General features: G+C 70.3%; 18 protein-coding genes. 3 read left to right on the forward strand and 15 right to left on the reverse strand.

The window, feature by feature from the left end; all coding sequences use genetic code 11:
- Positions 1-32 precede the first annotated feature (32 nt).
- The 4 genes from ABDJ85_RS04460 to ABDJ85_RS04475 form a co-directional block, all read right to left on the reverse strand.
- The gene (locus ABDJ85_RS04460; protein ID WP_347703531.1) at positions 33-221 is read right to left on the reverse strand and encodes a hypothetical protein; all 189 of its coding nucleotides are present in this window, start codon (positions 219-221) and stop codon (positions 33-35) included.
- 49 nt (positions 222-270) lie between these two features.
- A complete protein-coding gene (locus tag ABDJ85_RS04465; RefSeq protein WP_347703532.1) occupies positions 271-1,056 on the reverse strand; it encodes a PEP-CTERM sorting domain-containing protein in 786 nt (261 codons plus the stop codon).
- A gap of 22 nt (positions 1,057-1,078) precedes the next feature.
- Positions 1,079-1,768, reverse strand: coding sequence for a PEP-CTERM sorting domain-containing protein (locus ABDJ85_RS04470; protein WP_347703533.1), 690 nt, complete (start codon positions 1,766-1,768; stop codon positions 1,079-1,081).
- A gap of 83 nt (positions 1,769-1,851) precedes the next feature.
- Positions 1,852-3,105, reverse strand: coding sequence for an alpha/beta hydrolase (locus ABDJ85_RS04475; protein WP_347703534.1), 1,254 nt, complete (start codon positions 3,103-3,105; stop codon positions 1,852-1,854).
- 126 nt (positions 3,106-3,231) lie between these two features.
- Here ABDJ85_RS04475 and ABDJ85_RS04480 point away from each other — a divergent pair, with 126 nt between their 5' ends.
- Entirely contained in the window at positions 3,232-3,537 is a 306-nt protein-coding gene (locus ABDJ85_RS04480) for a DUF1330 domain-containing protein (RefSeq protein ID WP_347703535.1), read from the forward strand.
- Between the two features lie 517 nt (positions 3,538-4,054).
- Positions 4,055-5,146, forward strand: coding sequence for a hypothetical protein (locus ABDJ85_RS04485; protein WP_347703536.1), 1,092 nt, complete (start codon positions 4,055-4,057; stop codon positions 5,144-5,146).
- A gap of 158 nt (positions 5,147-5,304) precedes the next feature.
- Here the strand turns inward: ABDJ85_RS04485 and ABDJ85_RS04490 are convergent, their stop codons facing one another.
- The 11 genes from ABDJ85_RS04490 to ABDJ85_RS04540 all read right to left on the reverse strand — a co-directional run bounded on the left by ABDJ85_RS04490 (position 5,305) and on the right by ABDJ85_RS04540 (position 15,541).
- Positions 5,305-5,709, reverse strand: a complete 405-nt coding sequence (locus tag ABDJ85_RS04490) for a type II toxin-antitoxin system VapC family toxin (protein ID WP_347703537.1) — start codon at positions 5,707-5,709, stop codon at positions 5,305-5,307.
- 6 nt (positions 5,710-5,715) lie between these two features.
- The gene (locus ABDJ85_RS04495; RefSeq protein ID WP_347703538.1) at positions 5,716-5,973 is read right to left on the reverse strand and encodes a type II toxin-antitoxin system Phd/YefM family antitoxin; all 258 of its coding nucleotides are present in this window, start codon (positions 5,971-5,973) and stop codon (positions 5,716-5,718) included.
- 116 nt (positions 5,974-6,089) lie between these two features.
- A complete protein-coding gene (locus tag ABDJ85_RS04500) occupies positions 6,090-7,085 on the reverse strand; it encodes a cupin-like domain-containing protein (RefSeq protein WP_347703539.1) in 996 nt (331 codons plus the stop codon).
- Positions 7,082-8,200 (reverse strand): glycoside hydrolase family 18 protein, encoded by a 1,119-nt coding sequence (locus ABDJ85_RS04505; RefSeq protein WP_347703540.1) that lies wholly within the window; start codon positions 8,198-8,200, stop codon positions 7,082-7,084. Before ABDJ85_RS04505 ends, ABDJ85_RS04500 begins: the two co-directional genes overlap by 4 nt.
- Entirely contained in the window at positions 8,197-9,036 is an 840-nt protein-coding gene (locus ABDJ85_RS04510; protein ID WP_347703541.1) for a glycoside hydrolase family 16 protein, read from the reverse strand. The genes ABDJ85_RS04505 and ABDJ85_RS04510 overlap by 4 nt, the downstream gene beginning before the upstream one ends.
- Positions 9,033-10,298 carry an MFS transporter gene (locus ABDJ85_RS04515; RefSeq protein WP_347703542.1) on the reverse strand — a complete coding sequence of 422 codons (1,266 nt, stop codon included), beginning with the start codon at positions 10,296-10,298 and terminating at the stop codon, positions 9,033-9,035. Before ABDJ85_RS04515 ends, ABDJ85_RS04510 begins: the two co-directional genes overlap by 4 nt.
- Positions 10,295-11,773 carry a beta-N-acetylhexosaminidase gene (nagZ, locus tag ABDJ85_RS04520; protein ID WP_347703543.1) on the reverse strand — a complete coding sequence of 493 codons (1,479 nt, stop codon included), beginning with the start codon at positions 11,771-11,773 and terminating at the stop codon, positions 10,295-10,297. The genes ABDJ85_RS04515 and nagZ overlap by 4 nt, the downstream gene beginning before the upstream one ends.
- Positions 11,770-12,792: an SIS domain-containing protein gene (locus ABDJ85_RS04525; RefSeq protein ID WP_347703544.1), complete on the reverse strand. Its 1,023-nt coding sequence runs from the start codon at positions 12,790-12,792 to the stop codon at positions 11,770-11,772. The genes nagZ and ABDJ85_RS04525 overlap by 4 nt, the downstream gene beginning before the upstream one ends.
- Complete coding sequence (gene nagA, locus ABDJ85_RS04530) at positions 12,773-13,891, reverse strand: N-acetylglucosamine-6-phosphate deacetylase (RefSeq protein WP_489433294.1); 1,119 nt, start codon at positions 13,889-13,891, stop codon at positions 12,773-12,775. The genes ABDJ85_RS04525 and nagA overlap by 20 nt, the downstream gene beginning before the upstream one ends.
- A gap of 2 nt (positions 13,892-13,893) precedes the next feature.
- Positions 13,894-14,619 carry a GntR family transcriptional regulator gene (locus ABDJ85_RS04535; RefSeq protein WP_347703546.1) on the reverse strand — a complete coding sequence of 242 codons (726 nt, stop codon included), beginning with the start codon at positions 14,617-14,619 and terminating at the stop codon, positions 13,894-13,896.
- A gap of 7 nt (positions 14,620-14,626) precedes the next feature.
- On the reverse strand, positions 14,627-15,541 hold the full coding sequence (locus ABDJ85_RS04540) for a glucosamine kinase nucleotide-binding domain-containing protein (RefSeq protein ID WP_347703547.1): 915 nt from the start codon (positions 15,539-15,541) through the stop codon (positions 14,627-14,629).
- A gap of 176 nt (positions 15,542-15,717) precedes the next feature.
- On the opposite strand from ABDJ85_RS04540, the gene ABDJ85_RS04545 reads away from it, so the two are divergent.
- Positions 15,718-16,695, forward strand: coding sequence for a tetratricopeptide repeat protein (locus tag ABDJ85_RS04545; RefSeq protein WP_347703548.1), 978 nt, complete (start codon positions 15,718-15,720; stop codon positions 16,693-16,695).
- The last annotated feature ends 1 nt before the right edge of the window (position 16,696 follow it).

A 16,696-nucleotide genomic window follows, 5' to 3' on the forward strand; every position in this document is an offset into this window, starting at 1 on the left:
GGGGTGGTCTCGCAAAAGGGAAGGGTGGGACTTCAGGCCTGGCGGCCCGGCAGGTCGGCGCCGCTGGACGCGGGGTGGTCGGAGGCGGCGCAGAGGTCGCGCGTGAAGCGGTGGCTGTTCTCGGCGCTGCTCGTGCTCACGATCGCTAGCAAGGCCAGGGTGCGGCGCGCCGATGCGACCGGGGCTTTGGGGAAGGGCACGGGGGGCGGCGAGGTGCTCATGGCGGGGTTCTCGGGTGGGCTTTGGGGAGGCGGCGTGGCGGGCGGGCCTTCACCCTGCCCGGCGTGCGCCTTGGGCCCGGGCCCCAAGGCCGAGCAGTACCAGGGCCAGCAACACCAGTGCGAGCGATGCGGGCTCGGGCACACGGTGCCCGCCGCCGTTGTCGTCCGGCGCACCCAGGCGGATGCTGTCCACGCTGAACTCGAAGCTTGCGCGGTCGAAGCCGCCGGTGTCCTTCAGCGCAAACACGCCGAACTGGCCCGTCCAGCCGTTGAGGCTGAGGGTGCTGAGGTCCAGGTCCGGCGCATCGCTGGCAAACGCGCTGCCGCCGAAGTCGTTGAAGAACATCATGGCTTGCAGGCTCAGCAGTCGCCCGAGGCCGCTGGCAGCTTCCAGCGCCGTGCTTCGCAGAATGGCCGGGAAGACGGAGACCCGATCCGGGTCGGCAAAGCCGCCGAGGCCACTCTCGATATGGACGCTGCAGATGAAATCCGAAGGGTGGGTGCAGCCCGAGCTGGTGGCGTCGTCAAAGCCCGCAAAGCGCCCGCTGCTGGCCGTGACGGCCGGATAGATGGTGGCGCCAAAACCGGGGGTCACGCCCGTGGCGGCGGTGGCCGTGTCGAGCGTGAGCTGCAGGCTGAGCGCCTGCCCGGCACCCAGCAGCGGCGCGATGGCCGCGACGAGGGTGGCGTCGTCCGAGGTGTTGCCGGTGAAGTGGCCCGTCACCGTGTAGCTGGTGAGGGCCGCCTGGGCGCCGGGCGCAGCCAGGGCGCCGAGGCACAGGGCCAGGCCGGCGAGCGTGTGACGCAGGGCCGAGAGGGTTGGGAGAGTGCGCATGGTGCCGGTGCCTTTGCGCTGCTCAGGCCTGACGGCGCCGCCGGAGGGCTAGCAGGCCGGCGCCCGCCAGCATCAAGGCCCAGCTGCCTGGCTCGGGCACAGGCGCCATCTGGCCAAACTGGATGTGGTCCACCTCGATGCCGCCGGAGTTGTTGGTGATGGTGATGGAGCGGATCCCGCCTGCGAACTGCACGCCGAAGAAACGGTCCTCGCCGGTGGTGGCACTGAAGCTGCCATCGGCAAACCCGCTGGCCGTGATGCTGCCCAGGCTGCTGCCGTCGGCCCCCGCGGCGCTGAAGGTGATGGTGCCGGCCCCGTCGGTCCAGACCAGGCCAAAGGCGGTGGGCGCCGGGCCGCTGCCCACGTAGGTGAAGGTCACGCCCTCATTGCCGGCGCCATTGAACCAGCTGGCGCAGCGGCCGGTCGTTTGCGGGCCGCAGGTGCCGTCCAGGCTGCCGTCATCGGCGTCCACCGAGTCGCGCGCCCCGATGAAGCCATCGCTGAGCAGCACGCCGTGGCTGGCGGCGAGGCGGCTGTCGAGCGCGCCGTCTTCCAGCGTTTCCAGCAGGGTCGGGCCGGCCGCGTAGAAGCCGGCCGGGATGTCGGCGCTGGAGGTGTAGGCCAGCGGGCCAAAAAAGGTGGGCGTGGCCGCGAGGCTGGGCAGGGCCAGGGTGGCCGCCGTGGCGAGAACAAGGGCAGAGCGCACAGACATGACAGCGTTCCTGAGAGTGGACGGGATCGGCCCCAGGGCTTGGGGCTGACGCCATCGTCGGCAGGGGCCGTCTCTGCGCCGTCTCAGCGGGGCGGTGGTTCGGGGCGCGCGTCCCCCCGGGTTGCGGGGTCTGGGGCGCCAGGGCCGCCGGGTCTGCCCGGCCTGGGTTGGGGCCGGCGCTGGGCGTCGGCGCTGGCGGCCAGCGGGTCAAAGCGGGGTGGGGGCAGGTTTTGCAGTCGGGCCTGGGCTGCCGTATCGCCGCGCAGGTGGGCGGCCAGGAAGTCGAGGCTGGCCTGTAGGGCCTGACGCAGGTCGGCCCGCGCCGCCTCGCTGGCGCTGCCGCTGCGCAGGCCGCCGCGTGCCACGCCGGCGGCACCGGCGCCACCACCGCCCCCTTCGCCGTACATGCCACCACCGCCACCGCGCCCACGGCGCCCGCCGCCACCCTCACCTCCCGCACCCACGCCGCGTGACATGCCTCTGCGCACGTCCTGCTCGGCCTCATGCAGGGTCGGCAAGGTGCCGGCCAGGCCCGCGTGGCTGGTGCCGTGCAGCACCACCCAGCGCGCCCAGGGGCTGGCAGCGTCTACCACGCCCAGGCGCTGGGCGGACTCGCGCAGCAGGCTGAGCGGGTCCAGGTCGGCGTCGCTTGAGACCAGCAAGGCCGGTACCCCCAGTGGCGTGGGCGCGGGGGTGGCAGGGCCCACCGTCATGGGTGGTGCGGGCTCGGGCTGCGGGCTGATGGCCAGCACGCCTTGGGGTTGCCAGGCGGGGCCCGGCCGCGCCAGGTCGAGCGCCGTTTGCGCACCGGTCTCGTAGCCCGCCACCACCACGCGCTGCCAGTCCAGCTCCGCCGCCGGCAGGCTGGCCCGCAGTTGCGCCAGCGCCGTTTGCGTGGCCTTCAGGCGCTGCTCACGCAGGCCCGGGCCATAGTGAAGGCGCCCCAGCGCCGCGAACTCGCCTGTGCGTGCCAGCTCCGAGCGCCAGGCGTTCAGGTCCTCATCCAGCGGCTGCAGCGACACCACCGCGTAGCCCGCCTCGGCCCAGGCCCACTTCCAGCGCTGGCCCGCGCTCTCGTGCTGGCCCAGGCCCGGCAGGTAGACCACCACCGGCAGCGCCCCGCCGCCCGGCCGCCGCAGCAGTTCCACGGGCAGGCCGTCCGGCAGCTCGACATGGCTGACGCGCAGCGCGGCGTCCAGCGTGGGCAGTGGGGTGATGGGCTCCGGCGCAAACCCCGGCCTGCCGCCGTGCCCTCCCGGCCCGCCAGGGCCACCGCAAGCGCAAAGACACAGCACAGCGGCCAGGCTGGCCAGGCGAACGGGAGTGGGCAGGCGCATAGGGGCGTTGCAGCGTCAGGGTGGGGCGGACTGTGCCTGAGCTGGCTTGCTGCTGTGTTGCTGGGCGGGGGCCTGATGGCCTTGACGGTGCTCTACTTCAGCGCGCTGAAACCCAAGGATTGAGTCATGGCCAAAGGATTTTGGATCGCCCGCGTGGACGTCGCTGACGCCGAGCAATACAAGCGATACGTCGCCGCCAACGCCCTGCCGTTCAAGACCTTCGGCGCGCGGTTCGTGGTGCGCGGCGGGCGCTTCGAGGCCGTGGAGGGCACGAGCCGCAGCCGCAACGTCGTCATCGAGTTCCCCAGCTATCAAGCTGCGCTCGACTGCTACCACTCGCCCGAGTACCAGGCTGCGCTCAAGTTGCGCCAGCCGGTGTCCGAGGGCGACCTCGTCATCATTGAAGGCTACGACGGGCCGCAGCCGGGCTGAGCTGCTGTTCTGCACTTGTCGGCGATTGGGCCTGTGCGGTGAGCGCTCGTGCGGCGACTGGGTTGGCAAAGGCCCGCCCGGGCTGGCTGGGGCGCTCCAGTTGGGGCGGTCGCTGCGCGACTGCCCTGTGGTGCTCGGCGGGTGATGTCGGATGAGGCCTCGCGGTGCAGCGCGCCCTGGATGAGGATGAGCTGCTAGGCGCAAAGCACAGCTGTAGCCGTGCTACAGCGAGCATTTGCAACGCCGCAGATCGCCTCAGTCCAGGGATGCGCTGCCCGCGAAGGCCTCGTCCGGCATCGCCCTGGGGCTCGCGCCGAACTTCCTTCGCTACGCTCCGGTCGAACAGGCGGCGCGAAGTCAGAGGTTGAAGTGCGCTGCGCGCACGCCCCACAAGCCTCCGCTCCTCGGCGCCCCAAAAGTCCGCGCCCCAGCCAGCCCGGGCGGGCCTTTGTGGGTGGCGGTGGGTGTGTGCGCTGCAATTGCAACGGCGGGCGATCCGCGATAGGAAGACTGCCGAATGCTGCGCCAGCGAGAAGAGCGCAAACGGATCGATGACGCGGATCTGGTGAGCGTGGCATTATTTGTCAGCTGTCTGCGTTGTGCAGACTGGCAGAGTCACACAAGGCCGCTCGGGGCATTATGGAGATTCACCTTGGACATCAGCATTCGCAAGAACCTGCACTGCGTGATTGGACTGCCGCGCTGTGATTTTGTATTTTCGTCGACGCGAAGTTGCTTCATTGCGTATGGATTTGAGGAGAGTACGCTCGAAATGTCACTTCTGCGGAAGTTGTTGGAAGAGCGCTCGATTCAACCAATTGAAGCGGGCGGGAGCCTTACGCCCGGCCAAAATGCATACTGCGCGAAGATTTGCTCCAAGATCATTGCTGCACAGTTTTGTATTGTTCTTCTCAACAACTCCGAGTCAGGTGGTCAAGAGATTCCTAGTGCCAACGTCAATATGGAATACGGACTGATGCTCGGCTTCAATAAGTACGTGATTCCCTTCCAACGATCAAGTCAGAAGCTTCCATTCAATGTGGCCGGGCTAGATACGATCAAGTACGGCAACCGAGACTTCGAGCGGCTTGCCTCGCAAGCGATTGATCAGGCAATCGCCGCGACAACGCAGCGCGAGCCAACCGAGGTCCCCATCGATCAACTTCTCGGCGCATTTCTCCTAGCGAAGGGTGGCTTGGTCGCTTCGCTGGCCGATCAAGGCGAGAAGAATCTGCACGACCTAGGAAGCCCACTCGGCTTCTCTCTTCTGAACGACTTCAGCGGAACGCGGGTAATCTATTTTGGAAACTTCACAAACCTTCGCCCAGAAGCCGTTCTATGGCGGCTCAAAACGATTGAAAGCATCCTCTCGGATCGACTGGCCAGTCTGGAAATGCGCAAACAGGCCGGCCTCATCAATGAGGAGCAAAGTGCCCTGGTCGCTCATGTCTTGAGTGACATTCGCGTATGGATATTGGTGACGAGTGTTGAGGAAGCAACCTTCGTTCAAGCTGGCTTGGTCAGCCTGAATCCAACCCATTCGTTTGCCGTGTACTCATTGGCGGACGTCTCCTCTGAGTTGGCTGCCTCCGGGTTTGGAGCTGGCTAGCTTTGTATATAGATTTCCTCGCGGCGGCAAATTCACGATTGATATGCGCTACGTGGAAGAGATTCCCGCAGTCGTGTGGCCGGCATATGAGTTAGGCCCACGCCGATATGGAATCTGCGTGGCTGCGGAACCCAAAACCGCAGCCAGCCGCTCTTCGCCTACGCCTTGAACGGATTCACCAGCGCCACCCCAAACCGCTTGAAGTCCGCCAGATTGCGTGTCACCACCGTCAGGCCGTGGGCCTTGGCGGTGGCGGCGATCATGGCGTCTTCGTAGAGGGTGTCGGACTGGCGGTGCATCAGCTGCGCCCAGATGCGAAAGGCGGCGGCGTCCATGGGCAGGACGTTGTAGGCCGCAGCGACCTGGGCGAGCCAGGTCTCGATCTCGGCGGCTTTGGCGGCGTCCTGCTCGCGGGTGATTTCGATGCCAGCCTGGATCTCGCCGATGGTGACGGCGGAGAGGTGCAACTGCAGTTCATCGATGCCCCGCAGCCATGCGAGCACGGCGCCATGAGGCTTGGGTCTGCGCAGCTCGGAGACGACATTGGTGTCGAGCAGGTACATGGCCGTTCAGCCGAGCACTGGGGGCTTGCGGCGCCGCGCCTGACCGCGCGAGGGCAGGACCAGTACGGCGCGTGCCTCGTCGGTCAGCAGCAGTTGCTTGAGCGACGGGCGGGCGGCGGCTTGCAGGCGGCGCCATTCGTCTACGGGCACGAGCACGGCGGCTTCGCTGCCGCGTTTGGTAACCATCTGCGGGCCCTCGGCGAGGCAGGTTTCCAGGAACTCGCTGAACCGGGCCTTGGCGTCTTGAATGGGCCATGTCTGCATGGTGGCCTCCTGCTGACCAGAATGCTGACTAGTTTACCGGGGCGCCCGTGGGGCCGCTATGGCGTGAGGCGGCCGGGCTTGGGAGGCCGGCGCGGCAATGCGATCGGCGCCAGCCGCTACTCCCCCACCATCCCCCGAATCCTCGCCCGCAGCGCACGTACCGCTTCCGCATCCAAGTCCCCCAACATCCCCCGCCGCTCCGCCGGGATGTGGGACCAATCCGCCCCCGCATCAAACACGAAATGCTCGAACACTGCGCGCCAGTTGGCGAGTTCTTCGGGCGGCAAGCGCCGCAGGGCGAGGGTGGCGAGCCAGAGGGCGGCGGCGGGGTTGTCGGGGCCGGCGCCGGGCGCGGTCTCGGGGCGCCACCAGCAGTTGACGAGGCCGTTGACGGGGTCGAGGGACTCGACGCTGTGGACCCACAGCGGCGGCATGTAGATGGCGTCGCCGGGGGCCAGCTCGGCTTGGGTGGCCACGGCCAGCGCGGCGTGCAGGCGGGGGTGGCGCTCGAAGTCGGGGGCCTGGACGTTGGCCATGCTCGTAGGCGCTTGCGTGGGCGCGTGTTCGAGCGGGCCGAAGTAGAGGTCGGGCACGGCCTGCGGCGGGAAGAGGGTGAAGCGGCGGCGGCCGGCGACGACGATGGCGAGGTTGTAAGAGGCGTCGAAGTGCGCGGGCACGGTGGCGCGGTTGGAGAGCCAGAGGCGCGGCGCCGTCCCGGGCGGCACCCAGGGCATCGGATGGCGAGCCTCGAAGCCGGGCATGCAGCGGCGGATCTCGGCGCTTTGCAGGGCGAGGGCCGGTGGGTCGGGGAACTGGGCGTAGCGCCACAGCTGCTCCAGCAGCGCGGCGATGGGCTTGCGGTCGTGCAGGAAGTTGAAGCCCGTGGCGTCAAGCGTGAAGCCGAACTGCCGACCCTCGCGCGGGTGGCCGAGCACGGCGTCGACGGGCTCGTCGTTGGCTTCTTCAAGCCAGAAGCGCAGGCAGTTATCCAGCCCCTGGCTAGCAGCCTTGACGCAAGGCCAGTCGGCCGCCAGGCCGCGCAGCACCACGGGCTGCTGTTGAGTCAGGCAAGCGTGCGCTGCCGAAGCAGGCGCTTCGGCAATCGGCTTCATTTCGCAGCGGGCTGCATGGCGTCGAGGATGCGGCCGTCGTCCTGGCTCAGCTCCCAGGCGAAGAGGCCGGCCAGGCCCTCGCGGGCGGCGAGCAGGCGCTTGGCGCGCACGGCGCGGGGGTCGTCGTAGCCGACGAAGCGGCCACCATCGCCCACCAGAGCCCAGGCCTGGGTTTGCGCATCGAACTGGGGCTTGAGGCCGGGCAGGCTGGCCAGCTCCTTGAAGGTGGCTTCGCCCAGCGGTGCGGGGTAGGGCTTGGTGTAGCGGCCATCGGCCTGCACGCCCTCGAAGCCGCGCGCATACATGGCCACGCCGCCCACCAGCTTGGCGGCGGGCACGCCCTGCGCGCGCAGATTGGCGATGCCGGCAGCAAAGCCGTCGTCGCGGCCCGGCGTGGGCTGGACGGCGGCGTGGTGGCCGGCGCGGTCGCCCCAGTTGCCGTAGTAGTCGTAGGTCATCAAAAAGATCAAGTCCAGTGCCCTGGCGGCTTGGCCCATGGGCTGGCGCGCCATCTGCTCGCGCGAGGGGTTGATGGCGGTGGTGACCAGCATGCGGCGGCCGCTCGCCTTGCCGTGGGCGTCCAGCGCGGCGCGCAGGTCTTGCAGCAGGGCCACGTAGTGCTCGCCGTCTTCTCGGCTGCCCAAGGGCACGCCATTGGCGCTGCCATTGCTGCCAGGGTGCTCCCAGTCGATGTCGATGCCGTCGAACGCCGGGTACTTGCGCAGGAAGTCGAGCGCGCCTTGCACGAAGGCAGCGCGGCCGGTGGGCGTGGCGGCGAGGTGGAAGAAGGGGTCGGACCCACCCCAGCCGCCGACCGAGGCAAGCACGGTCACCTTGGGGTCACGGGCCTTGAGGTCGGCCAGGGCCTTGGCGAAGCGGTCATGCGCCTCGTTGGGCGCCACCGAGAAGGCCGGCCGGCCTTCGCAGGCTTTGGCGTCGTCCTTGAGCTGGCCGGGCCCGCACAGGCGCAGGAAGGCATAGAGCACATGCGTGACGCGGCCGGGCTTGAGCTGCTCAACATGCGTGGTGGGCCGCTCGTTGAGCACGTAGACGCCGACGACCTGGGCGTGGGCGGCGGAGGCTGTGAGCAGGAGGGTGGCAAGCAAAGACTTCATAGATTGCACTCGCTGGTCAGGCCTCGGTCGGGCACGGTGTCGGTCTGCTTCAAGCCCTGCGCGCGCAGCTGCTGCACGCGGGCTTCCATCTCGGCGGGGGGCAGGCTGCGGTCGGCCACGTGCAGCACCCAGTCGACCTCGAAGGCGTGCTCGCGCGCGGGGCCGGCTTGCGCGCCTGCCGCCAGCCAGTGGCTGAAGCTGATAGCCATGGGCACGGTGGGGACGGTGCGGCCCTCAGCCTCGCGCAGCAACTCGCCGTTCACGTAGTGGCGGGTGCGGCCGGGCTCGACCTGCACGGTCAGCAGCTGCCAGCCGTCGTGCGAGCCAAAGCGCTCGACGGCGTGGTTGTGGGCCAGCCAGGGCTCCAGGCGCACCGTCTGCCAGGCCACGCCATAGAGTCTGCGGGCCGGGTTGCCCCAGCCGCCGTGGGGCAGGTACTCGAAGTCCACCTCGCTGAACTCGGGGTCGAAGTCAAAGCGCAGCGGGCCGGCGAGGAAGAAGCTCTGCACCACGGGGTCGGGCGTGGCGGTGTCGCGCAGGCGCACGCGGGCCGTGGTGGTGCCCACCAGGAACTTGCGCGCTGCGCAGAGCTGGGCAAGCTGGGTGCGGGCGTAGTCGCCGTCGGTCTTGAGCGTCAGGCGCAGCAGGCCTTGGCCGAGCGACAGCTGCTCGCGCCCAAAGCGCGAACCCGCCACGCCGGGGTGGCCGGTGCCCTCGCGCAGCTTCCAGCCCTGGGCTTGCAGCGTGGCGAGGTCGGGCTGCGAGAAGTCGTCAAAAAACTCGCCGGCCTGGGCCGTGCTGGCGAGCAGGGTCAGAACGGCAAGCAGGGCTTTCACACGGGCTCCTTGTCGGGCAACCGCACCCAGGCCAACAGCAGCAAGGCCGGCATGCCGGCCGCCAGGGTCCAGAGGAAGAAGTGCTCGTAGCCGAGGCGGGCCTGGACGTCGCCCGACAGGGTCTTGGAGAAGATGAAGCCCAGCTGCATCACGCCCGAGCCCAGCGCGTAGTGCGCGGTCTGGAAGCGGCCCGGCGCCACGGCCTGCATGATGAACAAGATCATGCCGACGAAGCCGAAGCCATAGCCCAGCATTTCGATGCCTACGGCGGCGCCGATGTGGACGAGGTCGGTCGGCAGCGCGGCGGCGAGGTAGTAGAAGGTCGCGTTGGGCACGGCCATGGCGACGATGAGCACGGGCATCGCGCGCTTGAGCCCGAGCCAGCTGGTGAAGCTGCCGCCCAGCACCGAGCCCACGAGGAAGGCCCCGGTGCCGACCCAGCCATAGACGTCGGCCACCTGGCTCGTCGTGAGGCCGAGGCCGCCCTTGTCACGCGCTTCGAGCAGGAAGAGCGGGCCGATGGTTTGCACCTGCCCTTCGGCAAAGCGGAACAGCACGATGAAGAGCACCGCGCGCCAGATGCCGGGCTTGCTGAAGAAGTCGGCGATGACCTCCTGCAGCGTGCGGGCGATTTGCTTCGCACTGAGCTTGCCGGGCTCGGCGCTGGCCACGTTCGGCGTGCCCGGCAGCATGCGCGCGTTGTAGGCCGCCAGCAGCAGCACCAGCACGGCCAGGCCACCAAACACCGTGGACCAGGCGGCGTGCGCACCCATGCTGCCTTCCAACTGCCCGGCCACCTTGAGGATGACGCCGGTGATGAAGAAGCGCGCCGCGTTGAAGAAAGCGCCTTGCCAGCCCGCAAAGGCCGCCTGCTGCTTGGGGCTGAGCGCGCCCATGTAGAGGCCGTCGCAAGCGATGTCGTGTGTGGCCGAGGCGTAGGCGATCAGGAAGAGCACCACCAGCGCGGCGCCAAACCAGGCCGGCAGCTGCAGGGCCACGGCCATCAGCCCCAGGCAGAGCGCGCCCACCACTTGCGTGACGACGACGACGCGCTTCTTGCTGCGCGCCAGCTCCAGGAAGGGGCTCCACAGCGGCTTGAAGGCCCAGGCTAGACCCAGCACACCGGTCCAGCGCGCGATGAGTTCATTGCTGACGCCGAGGCTCTTGAACATCAGCCCCGCGATCAGCATGACCACGAAGAACTGCATGCCCTGCACGAAGTACAGGGTGGGGACCCACTGGAGCGGAGTGCGCGTGGTCACCGCAAACCTTCAGGTGGTCTACCCGTCGCCGATGCGGAACCTTCAAGCCAAGCCCGCACGGCGGCCAACGCCCCCGGCGCATAGCCATAGACCAACAACGCCGGCCCCGCGATGTCGAGCGCGTGATACGGGTTCCACAGCGCCAGGTGCAGGTCGGGCCGCCAGCCGGCCGCCGCCGCGCCATAGCGGCCCCGGCGCGAGGTGACGAGCACGGCATAGCGGCCGTCTTGCGGCAACGTGGACCAGTCCAGGCGCGAGAGCTCGTCCACCTCCTGCACCACCACGTCGGTGAAGCCGGCAAAGAGGGCGGCAGCGTCCTGCCCGCTGGGGCCGGGCTCGGAGACCATGTCGGTGGGCACCTTGGCCTGCACGATGACTCGCAGCGGCGTGCTGCGCGCCGGCGGTGTGGCGCCGCGCAGGGGCGTGAGGCCAGCGGCCCAGCCTTGCAGCATCAAGGCCTCGTCGGCGCTGCGCTGGGCGGGCGTGTCGGGCTGGATGCGCGCGGGGTAGCGGCGGGCCAGGGTGTCGAGCCGCTCGGCGGCGCGCGTGCCCAGGCTCAGCGGCAGGCGGCCGTCGGCAAAGGCGCGGTGCAGTGCATCAAGGGCTTCGCGTTGCTCGGCCAGGCTGCCCTGGGCCAGGATCATGTCGGCCCCGGCGGCGATGGCCAGCTCGGCGGCGCGGGCGTAGCCCCAGCGGTCGGCCACGGCCTTCATCATCAGCGCGTCGGTCAGGATCACGCCCTCATAGCCCCAGGCGCGGCGCAGGATGCCGTCTAGCAAGGCGGGCGAGAGCGTGGCGGGCAGCTCGGGGTCGATCTGCGGGTAGACGATGTGGGCCGTCATCACCGAGGGCGCCTCGGCCGCCAGGGCCTTGAAGGGGCGCAGCTCCAGCTGCTCCAGCTCGGCCAGGCTCTTGTCCACGGTGGGCAGCGCGTGGTGCGAGTCCACATGCGTGTCGCCATGCCCGGGGAAGTGCTTGACGCAGCAGGCCACGCCCTCGCGCAGCGAGCCGCGCATCCAGGCGCCGGCCAGGCGCGCCACCTCGTCAGGGTCGGCGCTGAAGCTGCGCTCGGCAATCACCGGGTTGGCGGCGTTGTTGTTGACGTCGAGCACGGGCGCGAAGTTCCAGTTGATGCCCAGTGCGCGCAGCCCCCGTGCCACGGCCGCGCCGGTGGCCTCGGCCAGCGCCGCGTCGCCACAAGCGCCCAGCGCCATGGCGGCCGGCGCCAGCGGCAGGAAGGTGGCACGCACCACGCCGCCGCCCTCCTGGTCGAGCCCGATCAGGGCCTCGGGGCCGAGCACCTCGATGAGCTGCGTGATGAGCGCGCGCACCTCGTCCTCGGTGCCCAGGTTGCGGCGGAACAGGCAGACCGCGCGGATGCTGTGCTCGCGCAGGAAGGCGGCTTCGTCAGGGGCCAGGGTCTTGCCGGGGATGTCGACCATCACCAGCCGGCCGGGGTTGAAAAGAGTGCTCATGTCGTCTGCGTCACTTTGGCCAGATGGGGCGGTGCGTCCGGGTTGCGCCCGCGTGCGCGGGCCAGGGCTTCGACCATCGGGTAGAAGCTCTGCACCAGGGCGATGGGGTCGAGGTCTGCGTGGGCGGTGGGGGCCAGCGGCAGCTCGGCGCCGGGTGTGCCCACCGGGGCAGCCAGCAGCACGCGGGCGCCTCGGCCGCGCATCTCGTCGGCGAGTTGCAGCAGGCCGGCCTGGGCCGGGCCGCGCGGCGCGAAGACGAGCAGCGGGTAGCCGTTCTTGACCAAGGCCATGGGCCCGTGTTTGACCTCGGCGCCCGAGAAGGCCTCGGCCTGGATGCCGCAGGTTTCCTTGAACTTGAGCGCCGCTTCCAGCGCCACCGGCAGGCCCAGGCCACGGCCGATCACGAAGAGCCGGTCAGCGCCTTGCAGCACGGGCAGGGCAGCGCTCCAGTCGAGCCGGCTCGCCGCGCGCAGCGCCTCGGGCAGGGCTTGCAGTGCGTGCGCAAAGGCCGGGTCGCCCTGCCAGGCGGCCACCAGGCGCGCGCCGGCCACCAGCTGGGCGATGTAGCTCTTGGTGGCGGCCACGCTGCGCTCGGGGCCGGCGTGCAGGGGCAGCACGTGCTCGGCGGCCTGGGCCAGCGGCGAGTCGTCCACGTTGACGAGGGCGACGGTGCGCGCGCCGCTGCGGCGCAGCTGCTCGGTCGGCAGGATGAGGTCGGGGCTGCGGCCCGATTGCGAGAAGGCGATGGAGCTGAGGCCGGGTGTATCGAGCTGGCTTTGATAGAGCGTCAGCAGCGACATCGGCAGCGAGGTGACCAGGCGCCCCAGCCGCGCCATGGCGAGGTAGGCGAAGTAGTGCGCCGCGTGGTCCGAGCTGCCACGCGCCAGCGTGAGCATGCCGCGCGGCGGCTCGGCCCGCCAGGCACTGCCCAGTGCCTCGTAGCGCGCGGCGTCCTGGGTCAGCAGATGGGCGATGGCTTCGGGGGCCGACAGCGCCTCCTCAAGCATCTGGGTGGACATGGACTTCCTCTCCTTCAACAACAACTCGCCGCACCTGCAAGGCCTCATCCAGCAGCACAAGGTCGGCCCACGCACCGGCCGCAATGCGGCCGCGGTCAGGGAGGCCCAGGAACTCGGCCGCCAGGGTCGAGACGCGGCGCGCGGCGTCTTCCAGCGGCAGGCCGATCTGCACCAGGTGGCGCAGCGCCTGGTCCATGGTCAGGGCGCTGCCGGCGAGGGTGCCGTCCGGCAGGCGCACGCCGCCCTGGCAGAGCCGCACCGGCTGGCCGCCGAGCTGGTAGTCGCCCTCAGGCATGCCGGCCGCCGCAGTGGCGTCTGTCACGCAGAAGAGGCCGGGGATGGCGCGCAGTGCAGCCCGCATGGCGCCGGGGTGGACGTGCAGCAGGTCAGGGATCAACTCCGCATGCTGGGCATGCGCCAGCGCGGCGCCGACGAGGCCGGGCGCGCGGTGGTGCAGCGGCGTCATCGCGTTGAAGAGGTGGGTGAAGCCGGCAGCGCCAGCGGCCAGCGCCGCGCAGCCGGTGTCGTAATCGGCATTGCTGTGCCCGATTTGCACGCGGATGCCGAGATCGCGCAGCGGTCCGATCAGGGCCAGGTGGCCTGGCAGCTCGGGCGCCAGCGTCAGCACGCGGATGGGCGCCAGCGCATGCAGGCGCTGCACCTCGGCCAGCGCGGCGGGCAGGATGTGGTCGGGCTGGGCGCCGAGGCGCTCGGGGTTGAGGTAGGGCCCTTCGAGGTGCACGCCCAGCACGCGTGCGGCGCCGGGGCGGCGGGCCGCGCAGGCCGGCGCGAAGGCCCGCAGCGCGGCCTCGATCTCGGCCAGGGGCGCCGTCATCGTGGTGGCCAGCAGGGCCGTGGTGCCGTGCCGTGCATGCAGCCGCGCCATCACGTCCAGGGCCTCGGCGCCCTCCATGCTGTCTCGGCCGCCGCCGCCGTGGACATGGGTGTCGATGAAGCCGGGCAGGCCACGCAGACGGCCGCCCGAGCCCGCCTCGCTCGCCGCGATGGGCTGGGCGTCGAGCGCCACGATGCGCCCGTCTTGCAGATGAAGGTGGCCCCGCTGCCAGCCCGAGGGCGTCAGCCAGTCGGCGTCGAGCAGGGTCACGTCCTTCTCATTTCCGCGACGAAATCGTAGTAGTCGCTGCGGCAGTAGGAGTGGGTCAGCTCCACGGCCTGGCCGGCGGGGTCGTAGCCGACGCGGGTGATGAAGAGCACGGCGGCGCCCACCGGCACTTCGAGCAGGCCGGCGAGCTTGGCGTCGGCATTGAGGGCGCGGATGTGCTGCAGCGCGCGCACGGGGGCGCGGTCGCCGAGGTGGCTGTAGAGCGAGGCCTCGACGGCCTGTGGGTCGGCCAGCACGGACTGCGGCAGCACGCTCACCTCATAGGCCATCACCACCTGGTCTGCGAGGCGCAGGCGCTCCAGCCGCGCGACCTGCTCGCCGGCCTTGAGTTCGAGCGAAAGCTGCTCGTCCGGCGCGGCCAGCGAGAAGCCGCGCGCCAGCCAGCGCGAGCTGGGCACGAAGCCGCGCTGGTGCAGCTCCTCCGAGAAGCTGGACAGGCGCGACAAGGGCTGCTCCAGCTTGGGCGCGATGTAGTTGCCCGAGCCGCGCTTGCGCACGATCAGGCCCTGCTCAACGAGGCGGTCGATGGCCTTGCGGGTGGTGACGCGCGAGAGGTCGAGCTGCTCGGCCAGCACGCGCTCCGAGGGCAGGGCTTCGTCGGCCTTGAAGCGGCCGTCCTGGATGGCCTGTTGCAGGGCCTGGGCCAGCTGCACATAGAGCGGCGAGGCGGCCGCGGGGTCGGGGTGGAAGTCGAGGAGGTCCATGGCGGGATCAAACGGTTGAGTGCTTCGCAAGCCAGAGGGCACCGTCCATCGCATCGCCCTGCGGGGCAACGAGGCGGGCGCGTGTGGCGGGGGCGAGGCGGTCTTGCAGGCGCTCGGCAATGCTGCCGCCCAGCGCGAGAGGAACAGGCGGGAGCGCACTGGCCAGGTCGTCAAGCGCGCGGGCCGCAGCGGTGAGCAACTGCGCAGCCGTGGCGTCTTGCGCCGCGTGCTCGAAGACCAGTGGCGCCAGCGAGGCCAGCTCGGCCTGGCCGGCGGCAAGGCTCCAGCTGAGCAGGCTGTCGCGCGCGGTGCCGCAGGCGGCCAGCACCGCGGTGGCGAGCGGGCCGGTGGGCACGCGGCCATCCAGCGCCGCATGGGCGTGGCGCAGGGCCTCGCGGCCCAGCCAGGCGCCGCCGCCGTCGTCGCCCAACTGCCAGCCCCAGCCACCGACTTGGTGGCGCTGGCCTTGCGCGTCAATGGCCTCCGCCACCGAGCCCGTGCCGGCGATCAGGAAGCCGCCGGGCTGGCCGCCATGCGCACCGAGCACGGCGGCAAGGCCGTCGGACGTCAGCGCTGCGGCAGCCACGTTTGGGCAGCTGGCCACAAAGTCCGCCAAGGGGCCCGCGCGGCCGGTGCCCGAGAGCCCCAGGCCCAGCGCGCACTCCGCAAGCAGGAAGCCAGGCACGCCTTGCGCCGCAGCCTCGACGGCCGCCAGCACATGCCGCCAGGCCTGCGCTGCGCCCTGGCCCAGGGCCGAGGCGCCGGCCTCGCCTTCGCCGAGCACGCGGCCTTCCAGGTCCATCAAGCGCGCCCGTGTCCGGGTGCCGCCGCCATCAACCCCGGCCCACCAGCGGGCCCGGGCGCCGCTGGCGGGCGTCAGGGCCCACCAGGTGCTGGGGTCGAGGCGGAGGTGGGCTTGCATCGATACCACTTTAATACCAAACATGATGTGGGTCAATTGGTTTCATACTGGTCTGGGTGGGAAAAACAGGCTTTCAGGCCCCGTGAAAACCCGGCTTCCTGGGAAACGAGGGGCCGCAATCGGCCGAAAGCGGGTGGCTTGATCAAGAATACCAGTCACAGACCAAACAGACTGCCGTGCTCCTCCTCCAGCCCTTGCCCTGCCCCGACGCCCAGGCCCTTTTTGAGCGCCTGGCCCACGTGGCCCACCGCCACCCGCTGGTGGCCGAGCGGGCCTGGCAGCGGCTTTCGGCCGGCGCCCGGGCGCGGGGCGAGGCCGCCCTGGCGGTGGATGCGCTGGTGCAGTGCTTTGCGCTGCTGGAGCCGCGCGGCCGAGGCGCCGAGCTGACCACCGCGCTACGCGCCGCCTTGATGGATGCCGCCGGCCTGCCCTTGCAAGCCGCCCGCGTGCACGAGGCCCTGGGCCGCATCGCCTACCAGCAGGCCGAGTACCAGCAAGCCGGGATGCACTGGCGCGAGGCCCTGCGGGGCGCCGAGGCTTGTGGCAACGCCCAGCTGCGCGTGGCCGCCGAGATTGGCCTGGCGCAGATCCACTACGCCCATGGCGACTGGGCCGCTGGCCTGCACGCGCATGAGTCAGCCGCGCGGCATGCCGACGCTGCCGACAGCTACCTCCAGGCCAAGCTGGCGCTCAACCTCGGCGTGGGGCACTTTGAGCTGGGTGACCTGCCCGCCGCCGAGCGCCAGTTCAGCCACGGCCTGGCCGCTGCCCGGCGCGGCCTGCACCGTGAGTTCGAGGCCGAGGCGCATTGGCATTTGGCCGAGACCGCGTTGGCCCGCAAGGACCTGCATTGGGCCGTGGCCGACTGCCGCCTCGTGATGGGCCTGGCCGCCCGCCACGGCTACCCCTGGCTCGAAGCCGCCGCCAGCCGCACCTGGACCGACATCGCCCTGGCCCGTGGTGACACCCAGGCCGCCATCCTCAGCGCCCGCCACGCCCTGGCCTTGGCGCAGCGCATCCAGGCCCGCACCCAGGCGAGCCGCGCCCACCGGCAGCTGGCCCAGTTGCTGCAGCAGGAGGGCGACCTGGCCGGTGCGCTCGAACAGCTGTGGCAGCACGTGGCCCTGCAGGAAGAGCTGGCGAGGTTGGGCTAAG

Source organism: Roseateles paludis (assembly GCF_039872745.1).
GTDB classification, from domain to species: Bacteria; Pseudomonadota; Gammaproteobacteria; order Burkholderiales; family Burkholderiaceae_C; genus Pelomonas; species Pelomonas paludis.